At 47.0% G+C, this 17696-nt stretch carries 20 protein-coding genes; 3 read left to right on the forward strand and 17 right to left on the reverse strand.

Annotated features, from left to right (window positions below; genetic code table 11):
* Window positions 1-19: 19 nt before the first annotated feature.
* The 13 genes from LACZS1_RS09920 to LACZS1_RS09980 form a co-directional block, all read right to left on the reverse strand.
* Entirely contained in the window at window positions 20-1216 is a 1197-nt protein-coding gene (locus LACZS1_RS09920) for an iron-containing alcohol dehydrogenase (protein WP_070652275.1), read from the reverse strand.
* A gap of 94 nt (window positions 1217-1310) precedes the next feature.
* Entirely contained in the window at window positions 1311-1676 is a 366-nt protein-coding gene (locus tag LACZS1_RS09925; RefSeq protein ID WP_070652226.1) for a rhodanese-like domain-containing protein, read from the reverse strand.
* 23 nt (window positions 1677-1699) lie between these two features.
* Window positions 1700-2197 carry a MarR family winged helix-turn-helix transcriptional regulator gene (locus LACZS1_RS09930; RefSeq protein WP_070652227.1) on the reverse strand — a complete coding sequence of 166 codons (498 nt, stop codon included), beginning with the start codon at window positions 2195-2197 and terminating at the stop codon, window positions 1700-1702.
* Window positions 2198-2466: 269 nt separating this feature from the next.
* Window positions 2467-2658, reverse strand: a complete 192-nt coding sequence (locus LACZS1_RS09935) for a hypothetical protein (protein ID WP_010491756.1) — start codon at window positions 2656-2658, stop codon at window positions 2467-2469.
* A 494-nt stretch (window positions 2659-3152) separates the two neighbouring features.
* Window positions 3153-3566 carry a MarR family winged helix-turn-helix transcriptional regulator gene (locus LACZS1_RS09940; protein ID WP_070652228.1) on the reverse strand — a complete coding sequence of 138 codons (414 nt, stop codon included), beginning with the start codon at window positions 3564-3566 and terminating at the stop codon, window positions 3153-3155.
* A 159-nt stretch (window positions 3567-3725) separates the two neighbouring features.
* Window positions 3726-4490, reverse strand: coding sequence for a zinc-ribbon domain-containing protein (locus LACZS1_RS09945; RefSeq protein WP_070652229.1), 765 nt, complete (start codon window positions 4488-4490; stop codon window positions 3726-3728).
* A gap of 195 nt (window positions 4491-4685) precedes the next feature.
* Window positions 4686-5789: a zinc ribbon domain-containing protein gene (locus LACZS1_RS09950; protein WP_414973792.1), complete on the reverse strand. Its 1104-nt coding sequence runs from the start codon at window positions 5787-5789 to the stop codon at window positions 4686-4688.
* Window positions 5790-6017: 228 nt separating this feature from the next.
* The gene (locus tag LACZS1_RS09955) at window positions 6018-6773 is read right to left on the reverse strand and encodes a zinc ribbon domain-containing protein (RefSeq protein WP_141753089.1); all 756 of its coding nucleotides are present in this window, start codon (window positions 6771-6773) and stop codon (window positions 6018-6020) included.
* Window positions 6774-7158: 385 nt separating this feature from the next.
* Window positions 7159-7743 (reverse strand): MarR family winged helix-turn-helix transcriptional regulator, encoded by a 585-nt coding sequence (locus tag LACZS1_RS09960; protein WP_070652231.1) that lies wholly within the window; start codon window positions 7741-7743, stop codon window positions 7159-7161.
* Window positions 7744-7935: 192 nt separating this feature from the next.
* Window positions 7936-8403, reverse strand: a complete 468-nt coding sequence (locus LACZS1_RS09965; protein WP_070652232.1) for an NUDIX hydrolase — start codon at window positions 8401-8403, stop codon at window positions 7936-7938.
* Window positions 8404-8492: 89 nt separating this feature from the next.
* Window positions 8493-9866, reverse strand: coding sequence for an MFS transporter (locus LACZS1_RS09970; protein WP_070652233.1), 1374 nt, complete (start codon window positions 9864-9866; stop codon window positions 8493-8495).
* 143 nt (window positions 9867-10009) lie between these two features.
* The gene (locus LACZS1_RS09975; RefSeq protein WP_010491770.1) at window positions 10010-10306 is read right to left on the reverse strand and encodes an ArsR/SmtB family transcription factor; all 297 of its coding nucleotides are present in this window, start codon (window positions 10304-10306) and stop codon (window positions 10010-10012) included.
* 162 nt (window positions 10307-10468) lie between these two features.
* Window positions 10469-11158 (reverse strand): 2,3-diphosphoglycerate-dependent phosphoglycerate mutase, encoded by a 690-nt coding sequence (locus LACZS1_RS09980; protein ID WP_047106419.1) that lies wholly within the window; start codon window positions 11156-11158, stop codon window positions 10469-10471.
* A 238-nt stretch (window positions 11159-11396) separates the two neighbouring features.
* On the opposite strand from LACZS1_RS09980, the gene LACZS1_RS09985 reads away from it, so the two are divergent.
* Complete coding sequence (locus tag LACZS1_RS09985; RefSeq protein ID WP_274804354.1) at window positions 11397-11603, forward strand: hypothetical protein; 207 nt, start codon at window positions 11397-11399, stop codon at window positions 11601-11603.
* Window positions 11604-11793: 190 nt separating this feature from the next.
* Window positions 11794-12828 (forward strand): zinc ribbon domain-containing protein, encoded by a 1035-nt coding sequence (locus LACZS1_RS09990; RefSeq protein WP_070652234.1) that lies wholly within the window; start codon window positions 11794-11796, stop codon window positions 12826-12828.
* Window positions 12829-12897: 69 nt separating this feature from the next.
* On the opposite strand, the gene LACZS1_RS09995 is transcribed toward LACZS1_RS09990, so the two are convergent.
* The 3 genes from LACZS1_RS09995 to LACZS1_RS10005 all read right to left on the reverse strand — a co-directional run bounded on the left by LACZS1_RS09995 (window position 12898) and on the right by LACZS1_RS10005 (window position 15853).
* Window positions 12898-13995 (reverse strand): serine hydrolase domain-containing protein, encoded by a 1098-nt coding sequence (locus tag LACZS1_RS09995; protein ID WP_070652235.1) that lies wholly within the window; start codon window positions 13993-13995, stop codon window positions 12898-12900.
* Window positions 13985-15061, reverse strand: a complete 1077-nt coding sequence (locus LACZS1_RS10000) for an AI-2E family transporter (RefSeq protein WP_010491779.1) — start codon at window positions 15059-15061, stop codon at window positions 13985-13987. The genes LACZS1_RS09995 and LACZS1_RS10000 overlap by 11 nt, the downstream gene beginning before the upstream one ends.
* 90 nt (window positions 15062-15151) lie before the next feature.
* The gene (locus tag LACZS1_RS10005; protein ID WP_070652236.1) at window positions 15152-15853 is read right to left on the reverse strand and encodes a class A sortase; all 702 of its coding nucleotides are present in this window, start codon (window positions 15851-15853) and stop codon (window positions 15152-15154) included.
* Window positions 15854-16088: 235 nt separating this feature from the next.
* Here LACZS1_RS10005 and LACZS1_RS10010 point away from each other — a divergent pair, with 235 nt between their 5' ends.
* Window positions 16089-16499, forward strand: coding sequence for a GtrA family protein (locus tag LACZS1_RS10010; RefSeq protein WP_010491783.1), 411 nt, complete (start codon window positions 16089-16091; stop codon window positions 16497-16499).
* A 90-nt stretch (window positions 16500-16589) separates the two neighbouring features.
* Here the strand turns inward: LACZS1_RS10010 and LACZS1_RS10015 are convergent, their stop codons facing one another.
* Window positions 16590-17531, reverse strand: coding sequence for a diacylglycerol/lipid kinase family protein (locus tag LACZS1_RS10015; protein ID WP_070652237.1), 942 nt, complete (start codon window positions 17529-17531; stop codon window positions 16590-16592).
* Between the last annotated feature and the right edge of the window lie 165 nt (window positions 17532-17696).

The raw sequence follows: 17696 nt of genomic DNA on the forward strand, positions 1-17696 counted from the left end.
ATTCACCCAAAACCGGCAACTATGCCGTTAAGCCGTCAGTCATCGCAGCTTGATAAATGGCTTTGACATCTTCTTCCGACAACGGCACATACGCACGTGTCTCGAGTCTGGCATTGGCCACAGCAGCTGTTGCCATCGCATCAAAGTGGCGTTCATCGGCAATACCGACTTCCGGAAGCGTCATCGGAAAGCCTAAATGTTGGATCCAGTCAAAAGTCTCGTCAATTGCCGCTTGCGCAACGGCATATGTTTCATCCCCTTCAAGATCCCAGACATGGCGGCCAAAGCGGGCAAACATCTCAGCCGTTGTCGAGTCCTTGGTCAACGCATATTCCATCCACCGCGGCGTTAAAATGCCCAGACCGACCCCATGCGTAATATCATAGTAAGCCGACAACTCGTGTTCAAGGCTGTGCACGGTCCAACCATTTTCGTTGGCAACACTCATGACACCGTTAAGTGCCATCGTCGCACTCCACATCAAATTAGCCCGCGCATCGAAGTTATCCGGCTCCTTAACCGCAATCGGCGCCCACTTAATCACCGTTCGCATGAGGCCTTCCATCATACCTTTGCTAGCGTCATTATTTTTGGAGCGATCAAAATACTGTTCAAGCAAATGGCTGAAAATATCCATCGAACCGGCTGCGGTTTGGCGATGCGGAACGGTATATGTCAGCGTCGGATCAAGAAACGACACCGCGGGCGTATTCGGTCCGTTGGTGCCAAGCTTTTCATGGGTTTCCGGATTGGAAATGACCGAACCACTATTCATTTCACTACCGGTTGCGGCCAAGGTCAAAATATCCACGACCGGTAACTGTGGCAACTTGTGCCGGGTCACGCCGCGATCTTTGACTAGGTCCCATGGATCACCATCATAAAACTTGGCACTGGCGATGACTTTAGCTGCGTCAATTACCGAGCCACCGCCAACGGCAAGCACCACTTCGACGTCGTTATCTTTAACCAGTTTCTGGCCTTCGCGAATCGAAGCAATTTTAGGATTGGGTTCAATCCCCGGCAATTCGGTAAGTTGCAAGTCTGCGAGCAAACCTTTTACCGTATCGTAAAGTCCGGATTTTTTGATTGAGTGTCCGCCATAAACAAAAAGAACCCGCGAACCAAAGTGGCTCACAGCATCGTGCAGTTCAACGTCAAGCCGCCCTGTCCCAAAGCGAATGTCAGTGGGATTTTTAAACCGAAAGTTCTTCACAGTGCCATCTCCATTTCTTTCACCTGTTATCAATTTAATTGTACCTTTATTGCGATTGAAATAGAAATGTTGATGGTGCTTTAAAAATTCACTTTTATTGAACCGGTTCAACTGGCAAGTTCATCCCTCGCCATCCTTCTAAGGCACCTGCGAGTTCAAATGCCTTAAATCCGTGCGTCAGTAAAATAAGCAGGGCTTGTTTGCCCAAAGTCGTCCCGGCTGTCCAGTCGTAAACGACATATGTTTTGTCATGATCGAGTTGATCAACCTGACTTGCGAGATCTTTTGCAGGTAACGCATGTGCCCCTTTAATTTGAACTTTTTTTGCTTGAGCAGGCGCGTTTCGAACATCCAAGATTTCATAGGTGTCGTCTCCTGCGTTCAAGGCTTTAAGGACGGTGAAATGGTCGATATAAAGACTTAGGTATGTTTTTAGTAAATCAATTTTAGCTTGTTCCATGGAGATGAGCCCCTTTCTGCCTGTTATTGCGCATCTGGCAATAACTTATCCAATAAGTGATTGAGTTGAACCTGTTCATCATGAGTCAAATGTCTGAATAGGTGATTGACAGCTTGATAATTCACTGGCAAAAACCGATCGAGCAATTCCGCACCTGCATATGTCATCTGTATAAGCGTTGCGCGTTTGTCTGCAGCTGTTGATACCTTCTCAACCAAGCCGCTTTTGACCATTCCTCCGACCAGTTTGCTTGTCGTCGCCTTTGTTGCACCAAGTTTGGTTGCCAACGTTGTAATACCTAACGCCTGTGGCTGATTGTGATAGAGAAACATTAAAATCAAAAATCGCGATTCAGACAAACCAAAGCGATCCAAAACCCGTTGGTAATCGGCAGCAACTGCACGAAAACAGGCACGAAAATTCAAAAAAGTTAAAACCGATTGCGTATCTACATCGGGATAAGCTTTGCGCATAAGCTCAAGCCGATGTGCATCCGGTCGGTCAGTAAAGTCAAAACTCACAAGTCATCCTCCTATATTGTTAGCCGGCTAACAATATGATTATCTGCTGTATTATTCATCGTGTCAAGCACGAAGGAAAGTTTGTGTGCCATCTTTTTTAAATTTATCTTATTTGCCACGTGCAGTGACACAGAGTTTTGTGACTGCCAGAGCTAGACGATTTCGACTCGTTCTATTTTCGGCGGAAATTGGGCTGCCCTTCACTTTCTATGACGCGCTCACAACAAAAAAGCCCGACCAAATAGTCGGACTCAGAGGTAAAACTCGTTTTAATGGCTGACTTTGACGGCATAAACCACATGTATCGGCGTTGACCGAACACGTAATAGTCGAGCTGCCTCCTGGTTGCCATGCGCGGCACGAATACACAACATGCGCCGTGCCTGTTTGGCCACTAGCAGTGTCGGAAAGTCTTTAGGAAATAATAGTGCAAATAACGCTTCATTCGACGCGCCAATCAATGATAAGGGACACCTTTCTGCTTGCTGAATTTGTGCATAGTTTAGCATGTTTCTGCGCAAGCGCCAAGGGGGTATTTGGCTTTTTTGTTATTTATGTTAATCACATGCTGCTAACAGCTGAGTTTTCGTAGGTATATCCGGCGAATTTTAAATGCATGAAGCTTCTTAATTTTGTTAAAAGACTTAGAAAGAAGCTTCACCATCCAAAAAATCGATTAGCAGCTGTGGCGTCGATTATCATCGCGCTGAGCATACTGATTACCAGTAGTGCTAAAGCGTACGCGATAATCAAAAAAGCTAACCGTCAAAGTTAGCTTCCACCCTTGTCATCTGAGCCGTGTCGAGGTCATCGGGGGCTCAGCCCGGTGGCCTCTTTTCAACTCCTAAAATTATACGTTAAGACTTGCCAATTCTTCAACAAATCTCTTCACAAATAAACATTAGTCCTTCTTTTAGCCCGTATCTGATAGTTGTAATTGGCCCTTTAATCGGTCTCACTGTAAGGCTACTAAAAGTTGCTTTAACGTCTGCGTCAGCGCTTCAGGATCCCTAACGTTCGTTGCAAAAGCCTTTTCGAGCACCTGAAATAGCTCGTGGACTTCTGTCGCCGTGGCTTTGCCCGTTTCGGTTAAAAAGAGTTGCCGCTCACGATCACTGTGCGGCGCCATTTGCTTCTCCAGTAAGCCTTGTTGGATCAATCGTTTCACCAAGTTAGACACGCTGGCTGGCCCGCGGCTCAAGTCGATACTGATTTGGCGTTGGTTTGTTCCAGGATGGGCGGCGACAAACGTCAATACCTTGGCTTGATCACTATTTAAGTCTAAGTCGCTCAGGTGCTGGTTTAAAAAGTACTTCTGTAACTTGGCCAGCTGATAAATTAAGCCGGAAATATTTGATTCGGTTTGCATACAAAACCTCCATGTCTACTAACATACGCTTTTTGGTTTTAAACGCAACAGTTTCATTAGTGTTCCTTCAGCCGACTTTTTAGCCAATTTAAAATCTGCCTTATTTCAAAATAACAAAAAGGCATTTCACAAAGACTTTGCGAAACACCTTCTTAAAAACTAATCATCATCGTCTTGAATCAGTTCCCACTTACCGGAATCATCGTCGTACTTGCTCATCTGATCATGAATTTCGTCATAACGGTATTTGTTATGCAACTCACCATCATCTTTGTCGTAAACATCGACTTCTTTCATATTGGTCGCAGGTGACGTTACTTCCACCCGATACTCATCAAGGTCAAAATCGTCGAGATCCGCAGCCATTTTGGCAACTTGGCGATTGCTCAGGTCACTACCGCCCGCCGTTGTTGTGGTACTTTCGTGACTCTCCGCTGCTGCCGATTCGCTAGCATTGGCAAGTGATTCACTGGCTGCTTCTTGCGAGGCCGCGAGTAAACTCGATGCCGCCGCCTGCGAAGCTGATGCAGACGCTGAGGCAAATGAAGCTGACGAAGCATTCGCAGCTGAGGCACTGGCTGAATTTGCCGCAGCCTCTTGCGTTTGCTGACTTTGATTCTGGAAAAATAATACTGCGATAACAACGATAACGGCTGCAGCCAGAACCAAACTCACCATCAGCCACGGGCGGCGCGGCCCATTTGGAGCCCCGCCATTACTGCGCTGCCGTCTTGTGTTTGGCGGCACAGCACCTTGCGCGGTTGGCTGTGGCGTTGGACCGGTTGAAGATGCATTGGATGAGCCATTTTCTGCGCCCGTTGTTCCCTGATGTTGCGCCCGATACTGGGCAAGATTAAACCCGCATTGATGACAAAATGTTTCGTCGGCGCTAACTTGCGCGCCGCAATTTGGACAAAACGCCATGATTGTTTCCCCTTTTTAATTGTGAGCGTGAACTGGCACGGTTAGAAATCGGAGTGTAAGCGGCCTTGGGCGTGATGGCCCGGGCTTAGGCCATTGCGACCAAGTTCCTTACACGCAGATTTCTGTGCCAGTGAACGCGTTATGGTGACCGATCAATCGCCTGGTTGATCTACCCGGACTCTTCAACTCTGGATGTCAGTCTCGTGGCAGCAGACGCGCTGTCACAAACATGATCAAAGCCGCCCCGATCCCAATCGAATAACCGATACCTGGACTCAATAATCCTTGGATTTGATTACTGCCGCTACTCATCAACGGCGCGTACGCAAAGTAAAGCGATGCATAGCCAAGCAAGCCCAACATGCCACCGAATCGCATCATGCCGCGTGACCGGAAGAAACCAAACAACAAGCCCAATGCCGGACCCAAGCCTGCTAACACCAAGGCCAGATAAGGCAAATTAGCCTTCGCCGAACTGACGGTACCGGCAGCTGCGGCGGTTTCTGCTAATGTATTCGCACTGCGCACCAAATCATACAGACTCCCGCCAACTGCAGTGGTTCCCACGCCGCTGGCACCAAATGGCCACACATAGGCAGCAATCAAGGCTACAAAAGCAGCCAGTAAATAAGCAATCCAAATCACGCCACCGCTTCGTCGCGGTTTTCCGGCAAGCCGCGTCCACCAGTGTTGCGGCCCGTTCGTCGTCATCCCCTGTGGCCACGGTGACGATGTCGATTGACCACCCACTGACGCAGTATAATTTGCACCTTGCCCCGTCGCAGCAGATTGAGGCATCGTCCAAATGTCATCATCATCTGGCGACTCACTGCTGAATTTACTTTGATAAGGTGCCACCACACGACGATTGGCTACGACATAAACTGCGACCGTGCTAATGACCGCCAACAGCCAACCAATCCAAACGGAAAAACTGAAGACACAAAAAAGGACCAGCGCCCCGATTAAGGTATAAACGATATGCGTTGCCAGCCAGTCGAGAAAATGCTGGAAGCTATCGTCTGTCAACACAAGACTTTTCTTAACATTCGCCGTTTTCTCCTGCTGCCGCCGCGATCGGCCTGCCGGTTCTCGCTGCGCTGCACGCGTCGTATCGCTTGCCGTCTGCTGCATTGTCGGACGGCTTTGCGTTTGCTGCGTTGCCGATTGAGCGGCCAGGCGCGCATCAAATTGCACCAAGTCCATGCCGCAATTCGGGCAAAACTTCACCCCTGCCGGTATCCTAAAGCCGCAATTTGGACAGTACCGCATTTTTTCAGCCAAATCGGTGACCTCCATTCTGATATGTTTAATTCCATATTGCCTGCTTGGGGTGAAATAGTAAAGTTCCCGCAAAAGGTTTATTAAAAGTTCAAGTATAAGAGCCTCGTTCGCGAATGATTCAGAGTTTTATCATTCTCAAAATTAGGTTGTCCTTCATTAGAGAGATTGATGGCAGTGTATGTTTACCTTAAGTAACTATCGTTTCCGGTGACTTACAGTTGCCTGATATCGCAACGAATAGTATCAGTCATCACTGTCCTTGATCAACACCCACTTGCCAGTTTCATCACGATACTGGCTTATCTGACCATGAATTTCATCATAACGGTATTTGCCATAGAGGCTGCCATTGGTTTTATCGTAAACATCAACTTCTGTCATACTGCTGGCTGGCACACTGAATTTAACCCGGTAATCTTGCAAGTCGAAGCCGCCATACTCTGCTATAGTTTGTGCTATCTGGTCGTTGTCAAGATCGTGATCTGTTAGATTTGCATTTCCAGATTCACTAGCATCTATGGCAGATTCATTAGCCTCTACTTCTGAATTTCGAGAATTCTCCGCCATTGTGGAAGCTTTTTCAGCAGAGCGTGATTGGGCAGAATCCTTGCTAGCCTCTTTCATGAATGAAGACACGTCAAAATACTCGCCGCTTTTAGATGAATCAATTGCGTTGCTTACACGATCAAGGCGTTTTTGCGAATAAAACACACCTAATAAGAGCAAAATAAAAATACCAATCACGATAGCACCCATCACCCATGGACGATTCTTGTTCGGCCGATTAGACCGCTGTGGTGGAAGCATTTGACTTGCTGAATCCTCGCTTGTTTGTTGATGAGTTCGTGTCTTCAGCTGTGATTGCCGCTGCTTTTGTTGATTAACTGATGTCGAAGTTCTTCTAGCTCGAAACTGAGCCAAATTAAAACCACAATTATGACAAAAAAGTTCTTCAGAATCAACTCGTACCCCACAATTTGGACAGTATTTCATTTTCAAATAACCCCTCCGTTATTTTAGCTAATACTTTTCTGGCGTTCTTCCAGAAGACTTCGTAAATATCTACAGCTTAATGTATCGGCCTAAAAAGTTTGGCAAGACAATCTTACAACAACTTCGCTCATTGAAAACACTAATTATTTCAAGTGATGCTTTTAGCTTCTACATTTACACTGATAAGCAGTTAAAGTATTTGTAGGTGTAGTGTCCGCTAAGATTGGTAGATGCGCATACAAAAAAATCGGCTTTAGTGACAAAACTCGCCCTTAAAGTCGATTCTTCAGCACAATTAACGAAATACAATATCAAGCACAGTACGCTTAGCAAAATACAACAGCGGAATCCTTCTTAAACCAGTGATATTACCATTTGCAAAATTTGATTTTTAAAACCGCCGATCAAAACCCCGCGGACCGCCAGCGCCAAAACTGCCCGGATAACCACGGCGAGGACCATGATGACCGTGATGGAACCGTTCTGCCCAAATCCGCATATCGTCGAACTGTTTACCTTCTGGCCAGCTCAAATCATCGCGGTTGGCGAGATCTTCCGATAGTTTGTTGATTAGCTTCAATAATTCAGACTGTTCTTCTTCAGACAAGCCGCTGAAGATTTGATCGGGCAAATCGGTTCGAAGCTTACCGGTAGTTTCAATAAACTTGCGACCGTCATCTGTGAGCCCGATCAGTTGCACCCGCTTGTCAGTTTCCGACTCGTGGCGACTGATCAGACCAAGTTCCTCTAACTTCTGCACTAACGCAGAAACCGAGCTAGGACGAATATCCAAAGCCTCTACCAAGTCCGAGTTAGTCATCTCACCTTTTTGATCCAGTAAGCGCAACAATCGCAGCTGGTTCGGTTGCCGCTGACGATCGCCAAACCGTAAGCTGCTGGCAACGGCACCCATGAACGGCCGTTTTTGGATTAGTTGGCCGAATACTTTTAATAATGCTTCTGATGTTTGTGTCATGTTACTCGGCTCCTTTGATGGTTGGAATTTTCATAGTTAGTTTTTAAAATATAAAACTAACTGAGTAGATAATAACCCATTTGTTAGTTCGTGTCAATAAAGCCTAACGAATGATTTACCGCCCATAAAAAAAGAGCTGAGACACCATCCTCAGCTCGCTTTCTCTATAACAGCGTGTCAATCAAGACCCAATTATGATTCAGCTTGTGTTTTCAAGTATTCCCGGACGCAATCGATCATGTCGCGCGTTTGCTGACTAAACAACGGCGGTAAATCGTCAAAGTCAAAATATCGTAAATCCAAGGTTTCCTTAGGGTCGGCATCCTCCAAGCTTCCGCCAATCGGATTGACCAGATAAAACCGACAGACAATCTGCGCCTGATCGCCATTCGGGTAAGTCGTAAACCCGCGATCGAAGGTATGCAGGACCTTGATCGGCTCAACCAGCAGACCGGAATCTTCCTTCATCTCGCGTTTCAGCGTCTCAAGAAACGACTCGCCATATTCCATCATGCCGCCGGGGACGCTCCAATTACCGGCATCGGTCCGCTGCTGCAACAATAACTGGCCCTGATCGTTAACAACCGCACCAGCCACTGCATTGAGAAAAATGGGCATATGCCCGACCTTGCTGCGAATTTCTTTAATATAGTTTGCCACTTAACTGCCTCTTTTCATGAACCATTTAAACTGATTATCAGACAGTTGAGCTTCAGGTGCAAGATCACGCTACATACCTTCACTGACGCTTAAGCATTCTGACGCCATCTTAATGCGGACAAAATACCGATTAACGAAAGTCCGCCCGCGCCGATCATAGCCGCTTGAAACCCTCTGGAAAATTCGAGCGATGTGTCTGCACTGCCAATTGCATAGAAAATCAAAACTGAAATGGTGACCCCAATGGCACCGCCAAACAGTCGAAACATATTGTACAAACCTGAAGCTTTTCCCAGATTCTTTGGGCTGACAGCACCCAAGACTGCTTTTTGCAATGCTGGCCCTGCCATTGAAAGACCAATACCTGCCAGACCAAGCGGCACGATCGTTAGACTATATGTATAACCATCGTGAACGATTAATCCAATAAGCAAATAACCAAGCCCTTGCAGAAATAGCCCAAAGATCGCAATGAGCTGTTCTCCAAAGCGATCCACGGCGCGACCCGCAAACGGGGCAACAAGAACCAGCATGCCCGTCCATGGCAGCATTTCCATTCCGGCAATCATCGCATTGACATGTCCAACTACCTGGAAAAATTGAGGAAGGAAGAACACGACCCCATACATTGCGGCATATAGAAGCGCCGTTGCAAGATTAGCACCGGTAAATTGCCACCGCTGGAAAAAACTTAAAGGAATCAAGGGAAAGTCTTCGCGTTTTTGTCGCCATACGAGTAACAACGCAAATAAAACACTCAAAACTGCCACAATGATAGCTGCTGTAGGGATTTTGACTGATTTACTTGCCGAAAGCGCCCAAATCAGACCTGCTGAAGTTAAAACCACTAAAAGTGAGTCAAGGACATTGATCTTTTGGGATCCGGCTTTGGTTTCAGGAAGCTTCTGTTGTGATAATAAGATGCAAATTAAGCCAATTGGCACATTAATCCAGAAGATCCACTGCCACGCAATCTTGGCGACGATAATCCCACCTAATGCCGGTCCGACAATAAGCGCCAGTCCGCCAATGCCGCTCCAAATACCTAACGCCTTGCCGCGGCTTTCCACTGGTACGTTTGCTGTTAAGATGGCCATTGACATCGGCGTGATAACCGATGCGCCAACACCTTCAACAACCCGGGCAACAATCAACGACATAATATTCCCGGACAAGGCGCAGAGAATCGATCCAATAACAAAGATGAGTAGCCCCAGTTCATAAACTTTGCGATGTCCGAGCCGATCGCCTAGCGCCACACCGACCAGTAATACGGCAGCAATCGCAATATTATAGGCATTTAAAGCCCACTGCAACTGATCAACAGAAATGGAAAAGTCACTTCTAATAGCCGTTGAAGCAGTCGTCACAATCATTGAATCCATCATTGACATAAAAAAGCCAAGCGATGTCAAAAATAAGATCCAACCTGTCTTTGGTTTTGCCTTTTCAGCATTTAACATACGAGCACGCTCCTAAATATTTAATAGTTAAACGATCGTTCAACTATTAAACCTTAAAGCTTGCTTTCCGAAATTGCAATGCAAAGTTCAAATTTTTTTGAACTATTTTGTATAAAAATAGCCGATAGACATCTACCGGCCATCTACAAATTTTTATAAAAATTTGTTACATAGAGATCAAAATTTTCAGCATTAAGCGAAACGTACTTCTCGCGCGAAGATTTTCGCGTCTTCGTCAATCCGGCTTCACGTAACAAGCGAAAATGATAGGATCCCGCCGACTTGCTCATTTTAATTGCCTCACCGACTTCGCCACAGGTGACCTCCTTGTTCACCTTTTTTAAATAGCGAATAATGGCCAGTCTAACTGGATCAGCCAATGCTTTAAAAACCTTAACCTGAATTTCATCAACTTGCGCGCTACTTAGTTCAATAATCATACAACTATTATAACCCACCTTTGCCAAACTACAAACTTAATCAGCTTTAAACTCGGTTCGCTAAATATTAAACGACAAAAAAGACAGGCATCCTCGCGCAAATTTAAAATCTGCGCGAACAATGCCTGTCTTATACGAGTTCTTTAGCCAATCAAGCCAGAATTAATCCAACTTGGTCTTGCTGTTAACGTTCAACTTTTCATCAAAGTCATAAACAACCGGTTCGCCAGTTGCCATTTCCAAGTTCATGATGTCAGCGTCGGAAATGTTTTCGATGTACTTGGTCAAAGCGCGCAGTGAGTTACCATGTGCCGCAATGACAACGTTCTTGCCATCCAACAGATCCGGTGCGATATGGTCTTCCCAGAATGGGATAACCCGTTCCAGCGTAACTTTCAGGTTTTCGCCGCCAGGAATGATCCGCGGATCAAGGTTAGCATAACGACGATCCTTAGCAGCAGAGCCTTCGTCAGTTGCTTTCAACAATGGTGGCAAAACGTCATACGAACGGCGCCAGATGTGAACTTGGTCGGCACCATATTTATCAGCCGTTTCCTTCTTGTTCAAGCCTTGTAATGCGCCATAGTGACGTTCGTTCAGACGCCAAGTCTTCATTTCCGGAATCCACAATTGGCCGGATTCCTCCAAGACGTAGTGCAGGGTCTTGATCGCACGGGTTAAGACTGAGGTGTAAGCCTGATCGAATTCAAGGCCGGCTTGCTTGACCAATTGCCCAGCATGCTTTGCTTCTTCGACACCTTTTTCACTCAGATCAACATCCACCCAGCCGGTGAATTGGTTGGACAGGTTCCATTCACTTTGCCCGTGACGGATCAATACTAATTTCGCCATATCAGAGAATACCTCGCTTTTATGATTTGACAGTCTTCTGTCTGTTTACAGAATCTCATGTTACACCATTTTCAGTAAGTTCGCACCCGCTTTCTCTGGTATATTGGAAACATAAGCAAAAAGTAAATGATTGAGGTTACCTGAACGGCATATAAAATTGGGTCGCGCTCCGGTAGTGATGACCATTATCCAGTGCGTCCACCACACCGCGACAATAACCCACTACTTGGAGGTTATCTTGAAAAAAATCTGGTTAACGATCGGCGGCTTCTGGCTGATCAGTGTGATTTATTTTTTGGTCTATGTAAGCATCGCTACCTTTCAAGCGGCCGTGAATGAAAACGGCTTCTTGTCCTTGGTACACGGGGTCATGGATTTGATTTTACTCGGTACCACCTTTGCTTTGGTTGCCGGTGGTCTTTATCGGCTCTTCCATCGCAGGTGATTTTTTTTGGGGGGTAGCTTAAGGCATTCACCGATTCATTTGGTATGATTAGGTGACGGGTGTTTTCATAACTGGGGATTCGGCTCAATTCGTGAACTGGACCGGGCCATCACGCCCAAGGCCAAGGCCACGTACACTCCGGTTTCTAACCGGGCTGGTTCACGCTCACTTTTACTTTGGAGGTAATTGTATGTTCAAAATATGTCCTAATTGCGGTGCCCATAACCTGGTAACCGCCAACTTCTGTGTCAAATGTGGTACTAATTTAGCTGACGTTGCGGTAACGCAAGAACAAGCTGATACAGCATCTCATACTGCACCTGCTGAAAAGCCGGCCACAAGTTCAGCCAGTCAGTCTGCCGCACCAATTTCTGCTGCAAAAGAAGCAGTGAAGGATGAAACGGCTAATTCAACCTCAACAACACAAAGCGCTGCTGCCGATCCTTCTCAGACACCGCACAAGCCGGCAACTTCAACGGCAACTGCATCAACCAATACAAATACGAATTCTGGTGCCGAGAACAGTCAAACGGTCGCACAGACACCAGCAGCACCCAAACAGCCGAATCCAACGGTTGAAGCAGGCAAACAGTACGCTGGCAGTTACTGGCGTTATCTAGTTGACAGCATCAAGCATCCGGCACAGATTGATCAGTCTTATCACCCTTATTTTGGCTTCACCAGTTTGGCCATTACCATTATCAGTCTGGCCTTGACGATCGCGTTGCGGGTTAGCAGTACGCTATCGTCACTTCCGGGTGGCGTTGCCAATATCGTTTTGAGCACCTTCATCAAACTGTTTGTCATGGTCGCCATTCTTGCAGTTGCCATTATTGCGATTTATTATCTGGCGATTCGCGGCATTCTGGGCGATCGGCGCCGCAATTTTCTTGAGTTCACTACCGCCTATGCCTTCCACGCTAACTGGATGGTGTTCTTCTCACTTTTCACGCTGCTGATGCAGATCGTGGGCCTTATCAACGTCGGATCGGCGATGCTGCTCACCTTCCTCGTCGCGTTAAGTCTCGGGCTCTTCCTCTTGGCCGGACCTTACATGCTATTCACCGCGCAACCAACAAATCAGTTCGATAAAATCTATGCATACTTAATTGCCAGCGCATTACTCTTCCTGGTCTTCATGGTGGTTGGCATGCTTGGACTCTCAAGTATCATTAGTAGCCTTTACCAAGGCATCAACGATATTGGCCGCTCATTCAACTACTAACAGTTTTATTTAACGTTGCAAAAAAGACGACACTGGATTTTTTCCTCTAGTGTCGTCTTTTTTCTTGCGCTATCGAACCAACGCTTCCAGATTTTGGGCTAAGGTCACGGTGTCCGTAGTCATGGTGTGATTGCCAAACAGCACAACGCCACTTGCGGCATTAGCGCGGAAATAAGCTAACGTACTGAAACTTTCCGGATTGTCGTTGTACATGCCTTGCAGTAACCGCTGATCATCTAGCCAGGCCACCCCGCTGGCATAACGATTACCATCAGCATAGTTAGCGGTGATCAGCTCACGATAAACTTTCGGCGGAATAATTTTTCCGGTTTCTGCAGCAATGATGACTTTCGCCAAGTCGGTCACACTCATGTACTCGCTACCGCTGCCAAGTAGGCTCGACAAGAGTGCCGGGCTAAGATCATCTGGCTGGTAGTGGTCATCATCTTCGGTGAGATAGCCTTGCGCTACGGGCATTTTTGCAGTTAGTTCATCAAAATTGCGGGTATGTTGAAGATTTAACGGCGTCAGGATCGTTTCTCGCAGTGTCGTCTCGAAGCTTTTGCCAGTCACCTTGCGAATGATTCCGGCCAACAGCGCATAGTTCGCATTTGTATAGAAAAAGTCATGCTGACCGGTCGACCCTAGTTGCTTCAGATTCCAGTCCAACGACTTCGATTCCGATGTCAAAACATTGTCCGGCGTTAACTCGTCCATCTGAATCCCGGAACGGTGATCAAGCAGTTGGCGAATCGTGATGTCTTTACTATGGGCAATCTCGGGATAAAACTTCGCCAGCTTCGTCGTTAGCTTCAACTGGTGATTGGCCACTAACCGGCCGATCACCAAAGCGGTCAGGTACTTTTCGACCGATGCCAACGGAAACATGGTGTCGCCGGTATTGGCCAACTTGCGATCGTGATTCGCTTCGCCAACACCACCGGCATAGACAACCCGCCCTTGCTTGATTAATGCGACACTACCTCTGAAATCAGTCTCGCGAATTAACTTACGGGCACTTTTGCCTAACTGTGCCTGGGGAACCGGATGCGCCGTAATCTTAGTGGCATCGCGTTGATGTTGTACCCACGCCATCGTCAAGCCACCTGCTGCCACTACCGCCACGAGCACCCCGATCACGATCAACCAACGTTTTTTATGCGCCATCCCCATCATGCTCCTTTGGCTGCGGGATGCTGGCATACGTTGAATGATTGGCCTTCGTTCCGGCAATCTTTTTGACTCCGAGCACATCAAGGAAGAACGTAAAGATCGGAATCCCGACGATTAAGCCCCAGGTACCAAAAAGGCGTTCCGCAACCAGCAAGACCACAAAGGTGAAAAATACCGGCAGCTGCGTCCGACTGCTCATAAACTTCGGATTCAACACGTATGCTTCCAGTACATGGATCACGGCAATCATGATCAAAATGGTAATCACATCCTGCCAGCCGCCGACAGTATAGCCGATAATGGTCAGCGGAATCAACGATATGATCGCCCCGGCCACCGGAATCAGTGACAACAGAAAGACCATAATTGCCAGACTAGGAATGTTCGGCATTTTCAGGAATAACAAGGTAATCGTCGTAATGACCGTGTTGACCACCGCAATAAAAATCTGGGCTTCCATCACCACGCCAAAGGTATTGATGAACTTCATGGCAAAATAGCGCAAGTCTTTGAAATACCAGCCAAAGGGCGAATCCAGGAATAGCTGACCGAACTCAGGCAGGCTGTCCAGTTCGATCGTAAAGAAGAAGCTTAAAATAAATGACAGAACCAGCGTCAACCCCATGGCACCAATATTGCCAGCATATTCGAGAACCGTCGACAGCCCGGTTTTAAGCTGCTCGGTCAGATTCAGACTCTTGGTGCTTGACAGTATCCATTGCATGACCTGATTATTCGCAAACGCATCGCTGTTATAAAAGTCCTGCACCGAGTTGAACAGCGTGATGGTCTGGCGGACAATCGCCGGTACATAATGCACAGCCGCATAAACCAGCCCCAAAAGAACCAATATGTAAACCGGCACCACAATGATAAACGGGCGAATATGGACATGCCGTTGCACCGCGTGAACCAAGCGGCTGACCAAAAAGGCAAAAATAAATGTCAGCAAAATATCGCTCATAATACTGCGTGCGAACCATAAAACTATAAATACCGAGAATAAAACAACGGTACGCCGAACCGGCACGTTGTTGATAAATTTTTCGTAAGCTGACATAGTCTCCCCCATTTAACATTCTTTACTCATTAAACTTTAGCCTGCCGCAAAAAGAAAAAAAGTGCAAGCATTCGCTCACACTTGCTTAAATTATAAGAAAATTTTCAAATTCTGACTGTTGGCGTCTTTAACCGATTGCAACTCGCCTTGAACAATGATTCGATCCACTTCGCCTTCAGTCGGTGACGCACATGTGACCAACGTGATCAGTTTCTTGCCCGCCACATCATCGATCCATTGGACTTGGGTCTCATTAACAATCTGTTTAGTCGTCACCTTATACGTGTAGATGTGCTTCATATTCGTGATAACAACCGTATCGCCTTTTTTAACGTTCTTTAATGGCGAAAAGAGGATACCTTGATTGGTCATATAATGGCCAGCCAACGCGTAATTTCCTTCGCCCATCTTTTGATCGGCCTTCATCGTCCCAGCCCCGGCACTCAGGTTATCATTGGAAAGACCTTTGAGAATCGGTAACTTTAAGTTGACGCTGCTAATGGCAATTTTGCCGATGGGATGCAGATTACGCGTGATCGCCGCATTACCGACCGTATTGATGTCCAGCGCTTTGACGCCTTTAAAATCAAACGTTGCGTGTTTCTTTTCGTTTTTGTCAACCGTGTCCCGATCAATGTGCGCCATCGTTGTCTGACTTAAATGATCGACCACAAATAACTTAATCGGTTCATTGAAGACCAACGCTAAGCCAAGAAGGATACCGAGCGTGAAAATCGTCCGCCAAAGCCAGCGATGCTTGCGCGGCGGTTGTTGCTTACTAGATTTTGTCATCGTCACCCTCCTTGGGAAAAGGATACCCTGAAATTTGCTGAGATTCAAGCGCGCCTATAGTACAAAAATAACGCTCGAATCTGCTTACTAATTGTAAGACAAAGGCGTGCAAAAGTGCAAGTCACTTGATCATTCGCCGGCTGACGCCCCACTGCGTTGCATGGTATACTGTGACGAGTTGCCATTATTCGGGCCGGCACGCGTGCCAAACTTAATGCTAGAGGAGCACATTCCCTTGAAAACCCTGATTCAACTTTACCGCCGCTACGAAATGATCATTAACTACCTGTTCATTGGCGGCCTCACAACCCTCATCAACTTTGTCACTTTTTTCGTGATGCGCTATTTTGGCATCGGCTTGGTGTTAACCAATACCACCGCGAATATCGTGAGTGTTATCTTTGCGTTTTTTGCCAATAAAAGTGTCGTCTTCCACAGCGATTATTCTAGCAAGAAAAAATTTTGGTTCGAACTGACTAGCTTTCTGATTCTTCGCGGCGTGTCGCTGCTGCTGGACAACTTTATCATGATTGTCGGCGTTGACTGGCTGCATGGCAATGAGATTCTGGTCAAAATTCTCGATCAGGTCATCATCGTGGTGGCCAATTATCTGTTCTCAAAATTAATTTTCGTGCGCAAGCGTTAACCGGCTGGCAAGCCAACACCACCAGCGCTTTAACAAAATCACAAGTCCCTATCAACAGTCTGAAACATAGTCTGTCGATGGGGACTTTTTTTACTTATTCGTTGGCAATAGAAACATTTGCGTCGTCTGCCGCAAAGTAACCGCGATTGGCGTCGTATACTCTTCACCATCCATTTGAATCGGCACTGTGGCCTTCGTGACAAAATCAAATTGATCGGCCTCGAAATGGTGGATGGCACGATGAACCGATCGGCCGCTTAAAATGGCAACCGCGACTTGAAGCAAGGTGCCAAGCTTTTCGCGATGCACCTGAACCAGTGATAACCGTTCCCGCTGATCCATCGCGTCCGGAAAAAGGCGAATACCGCCGCCGAGAAACGGGTGGTTGGTAAAAACATTTAGATAGGCGTTAGCGGCATGCGCTTCAGGATGTCCAGCGGCTTGCCATGTTGCTGCGAAGCCTTTTTGCACCCGCAGCGCCTTCAAAATGCTGGCGCCGTACGCAAATTGGCCCAACTTGAGGGCATTTAGCGTCCCCTTATGCAGCGAATGATTGGTTTGGTAAACAATCTGGGCATCCATGCCAATCCCAAAATTATTGATGAAGTACTGGGTCCCGTATTTGGCGGAAGTCGCAACCCCGATCCGCACCGGTCGCGGCATGGCGGTTACCAATGCCGCTGCGGCCTTTTTCGGATCCAAGGGTATCTGCTGAGCCCGTGCAAAATCATCGCCTGTGCCGGTCGGAACATAGCCAATAGCCACTTCGGGATGACCGCGGCGTTGTAACCCATTCACAACATCATGCAACGTGCCATCGCCACCGATAACAATCAGTTGCAGTTCGTCAAGGTGATCATGATAGGCTTTAAGCAATTTCTCGGTAACAATCTGCGCATCACCCGGCTGTTGGGTTCGGTTCACCCGCAACGGCGCAAAGTGCAACTTAAGCAGCGCCAACAACGCCGGCAACTCCTTCTTCCAGCGTGCATTACCCGCACTTGGATTCATAATAATTTCAGCAGCAAACATCCTGTTAGGCCATCCTGTCATTTAAGTCACGAGACAATTCATGCCATAGACGAATTGCCCGGTTAAGTCACATGATACCATTTTCGGGCTGCGCAACCATTGATTGTGCTTTGCGTTCGCCGTGACCTGTAAAATTGAACACGTCAACAGTAGTCGGGAAATAAA

The organism is Lacticaseibacillus zeae subsp. silagei, assembly GCF_030770335.1.
Taxonomy (GTDB): Bacteria; Bacillota; Bacilli; order Lactobacillales; family Lactobacillaceae; genus Lacticaseibacillus; species Lacticaseibacillus zeae.

Excerpts from the sequence above, each read along its gene's own strand:
- LACZS1_RS10000 (WP_010491779.1), bottom strand. The coding sequence starts at position 15,061 with ATGTCAGCTTACGAAAAATTTATCAACAACGTGCCGGTTCGGCGTACC.
- LACZS1_RS09980 (WP_047106419.1), bottom strand. The coding sequence starts at position 11,158 with ATGGCGAAATTAGTATTGATCCGTCACGGGCAAAGTGAATGGAACCTG.
- LACZS1_RS09940 (WP_070652228.1), bottom strand. The coding sequence starts at position 3,566 with ATGCAAACCGAATCAAATATTTCCGGCTTAATTTATCAGCTGGCCAAG.
- LACZS1_RS09975 (WP_010491770.1), bottom strand. The coding sequence starts at position 10,306 with ATGATTATTGAACTAAGTAGCGCGCAAGTTGATGAAATTCAGGTTAAG.
- LACZS1_RS09950 (WP_414973792.1), bottom strand. The coding sequence starts at position 5,789 with ATGGAGGTCACCGATTTGGCTGAAAAAATGCGGTACTGTCCAAATTGC.
- LACZS1_RS09995 (WP_070652235.1), bottom strand. The coding sequence starts at position 13,995 with ATGGCGCATAAAAAACGTTGGTTGATCGTGATCGGGGTGCTCGTGGCG.
- LACZS1_RS10015 (WP_070652237.1), bottom strand. The coding sequence starts at position 17,531 with ATGTTTGCTGCTGAAATTATTATGAATCCAAGTGCGGGTAATGCACGC.
- LACZS1_RS09970 (WP_070652233.1), bottom strand. The coding sequence starts at position 9,866 with ATGTTAAATGCTGAAAAGGCAAAACCAAAGACAGGTTGGATCTTATTT.
- LACZS1_RS09960 (WP_070652231.1), bottom strand. The coding sequence starts at position 7,743 with ATGACACAAACATCAGAAGCATTATTAAAAGTATTCGGCCAACTAATC.
- LACZS1_RS09945 (WP_070652229.1), bottom strand. The coding sequence starts at position 4,490 with ATGGCGTTTTGTCCAAATTGCGGCGCGCAAGTTAGCGCCGACGAAACA.
- LACZS1_RS09925 (WP_070652226.1), bottom strand. The coding sequence starts at position 1,676 with ATGGAACAAGCTAAAATTGATTTACTAAAAACATACCTAAGTCTTTAT.
- LACZS1_RS09990 (WP_070652234.1), top strand. The coding sequence starts at position 11,794 with ATGTTCAAAATATGTCCTAATTGCGGTGCCCATAACCTGGTAACCGCC.
- LACZS1_RS10005 (WP_070652236.1), bottom strand. The coding sequence starts at position 15,853 with ATGACAAAATCTAGTAAGCAACAACCGCCGCGCAAGCATCGCTGGCTT.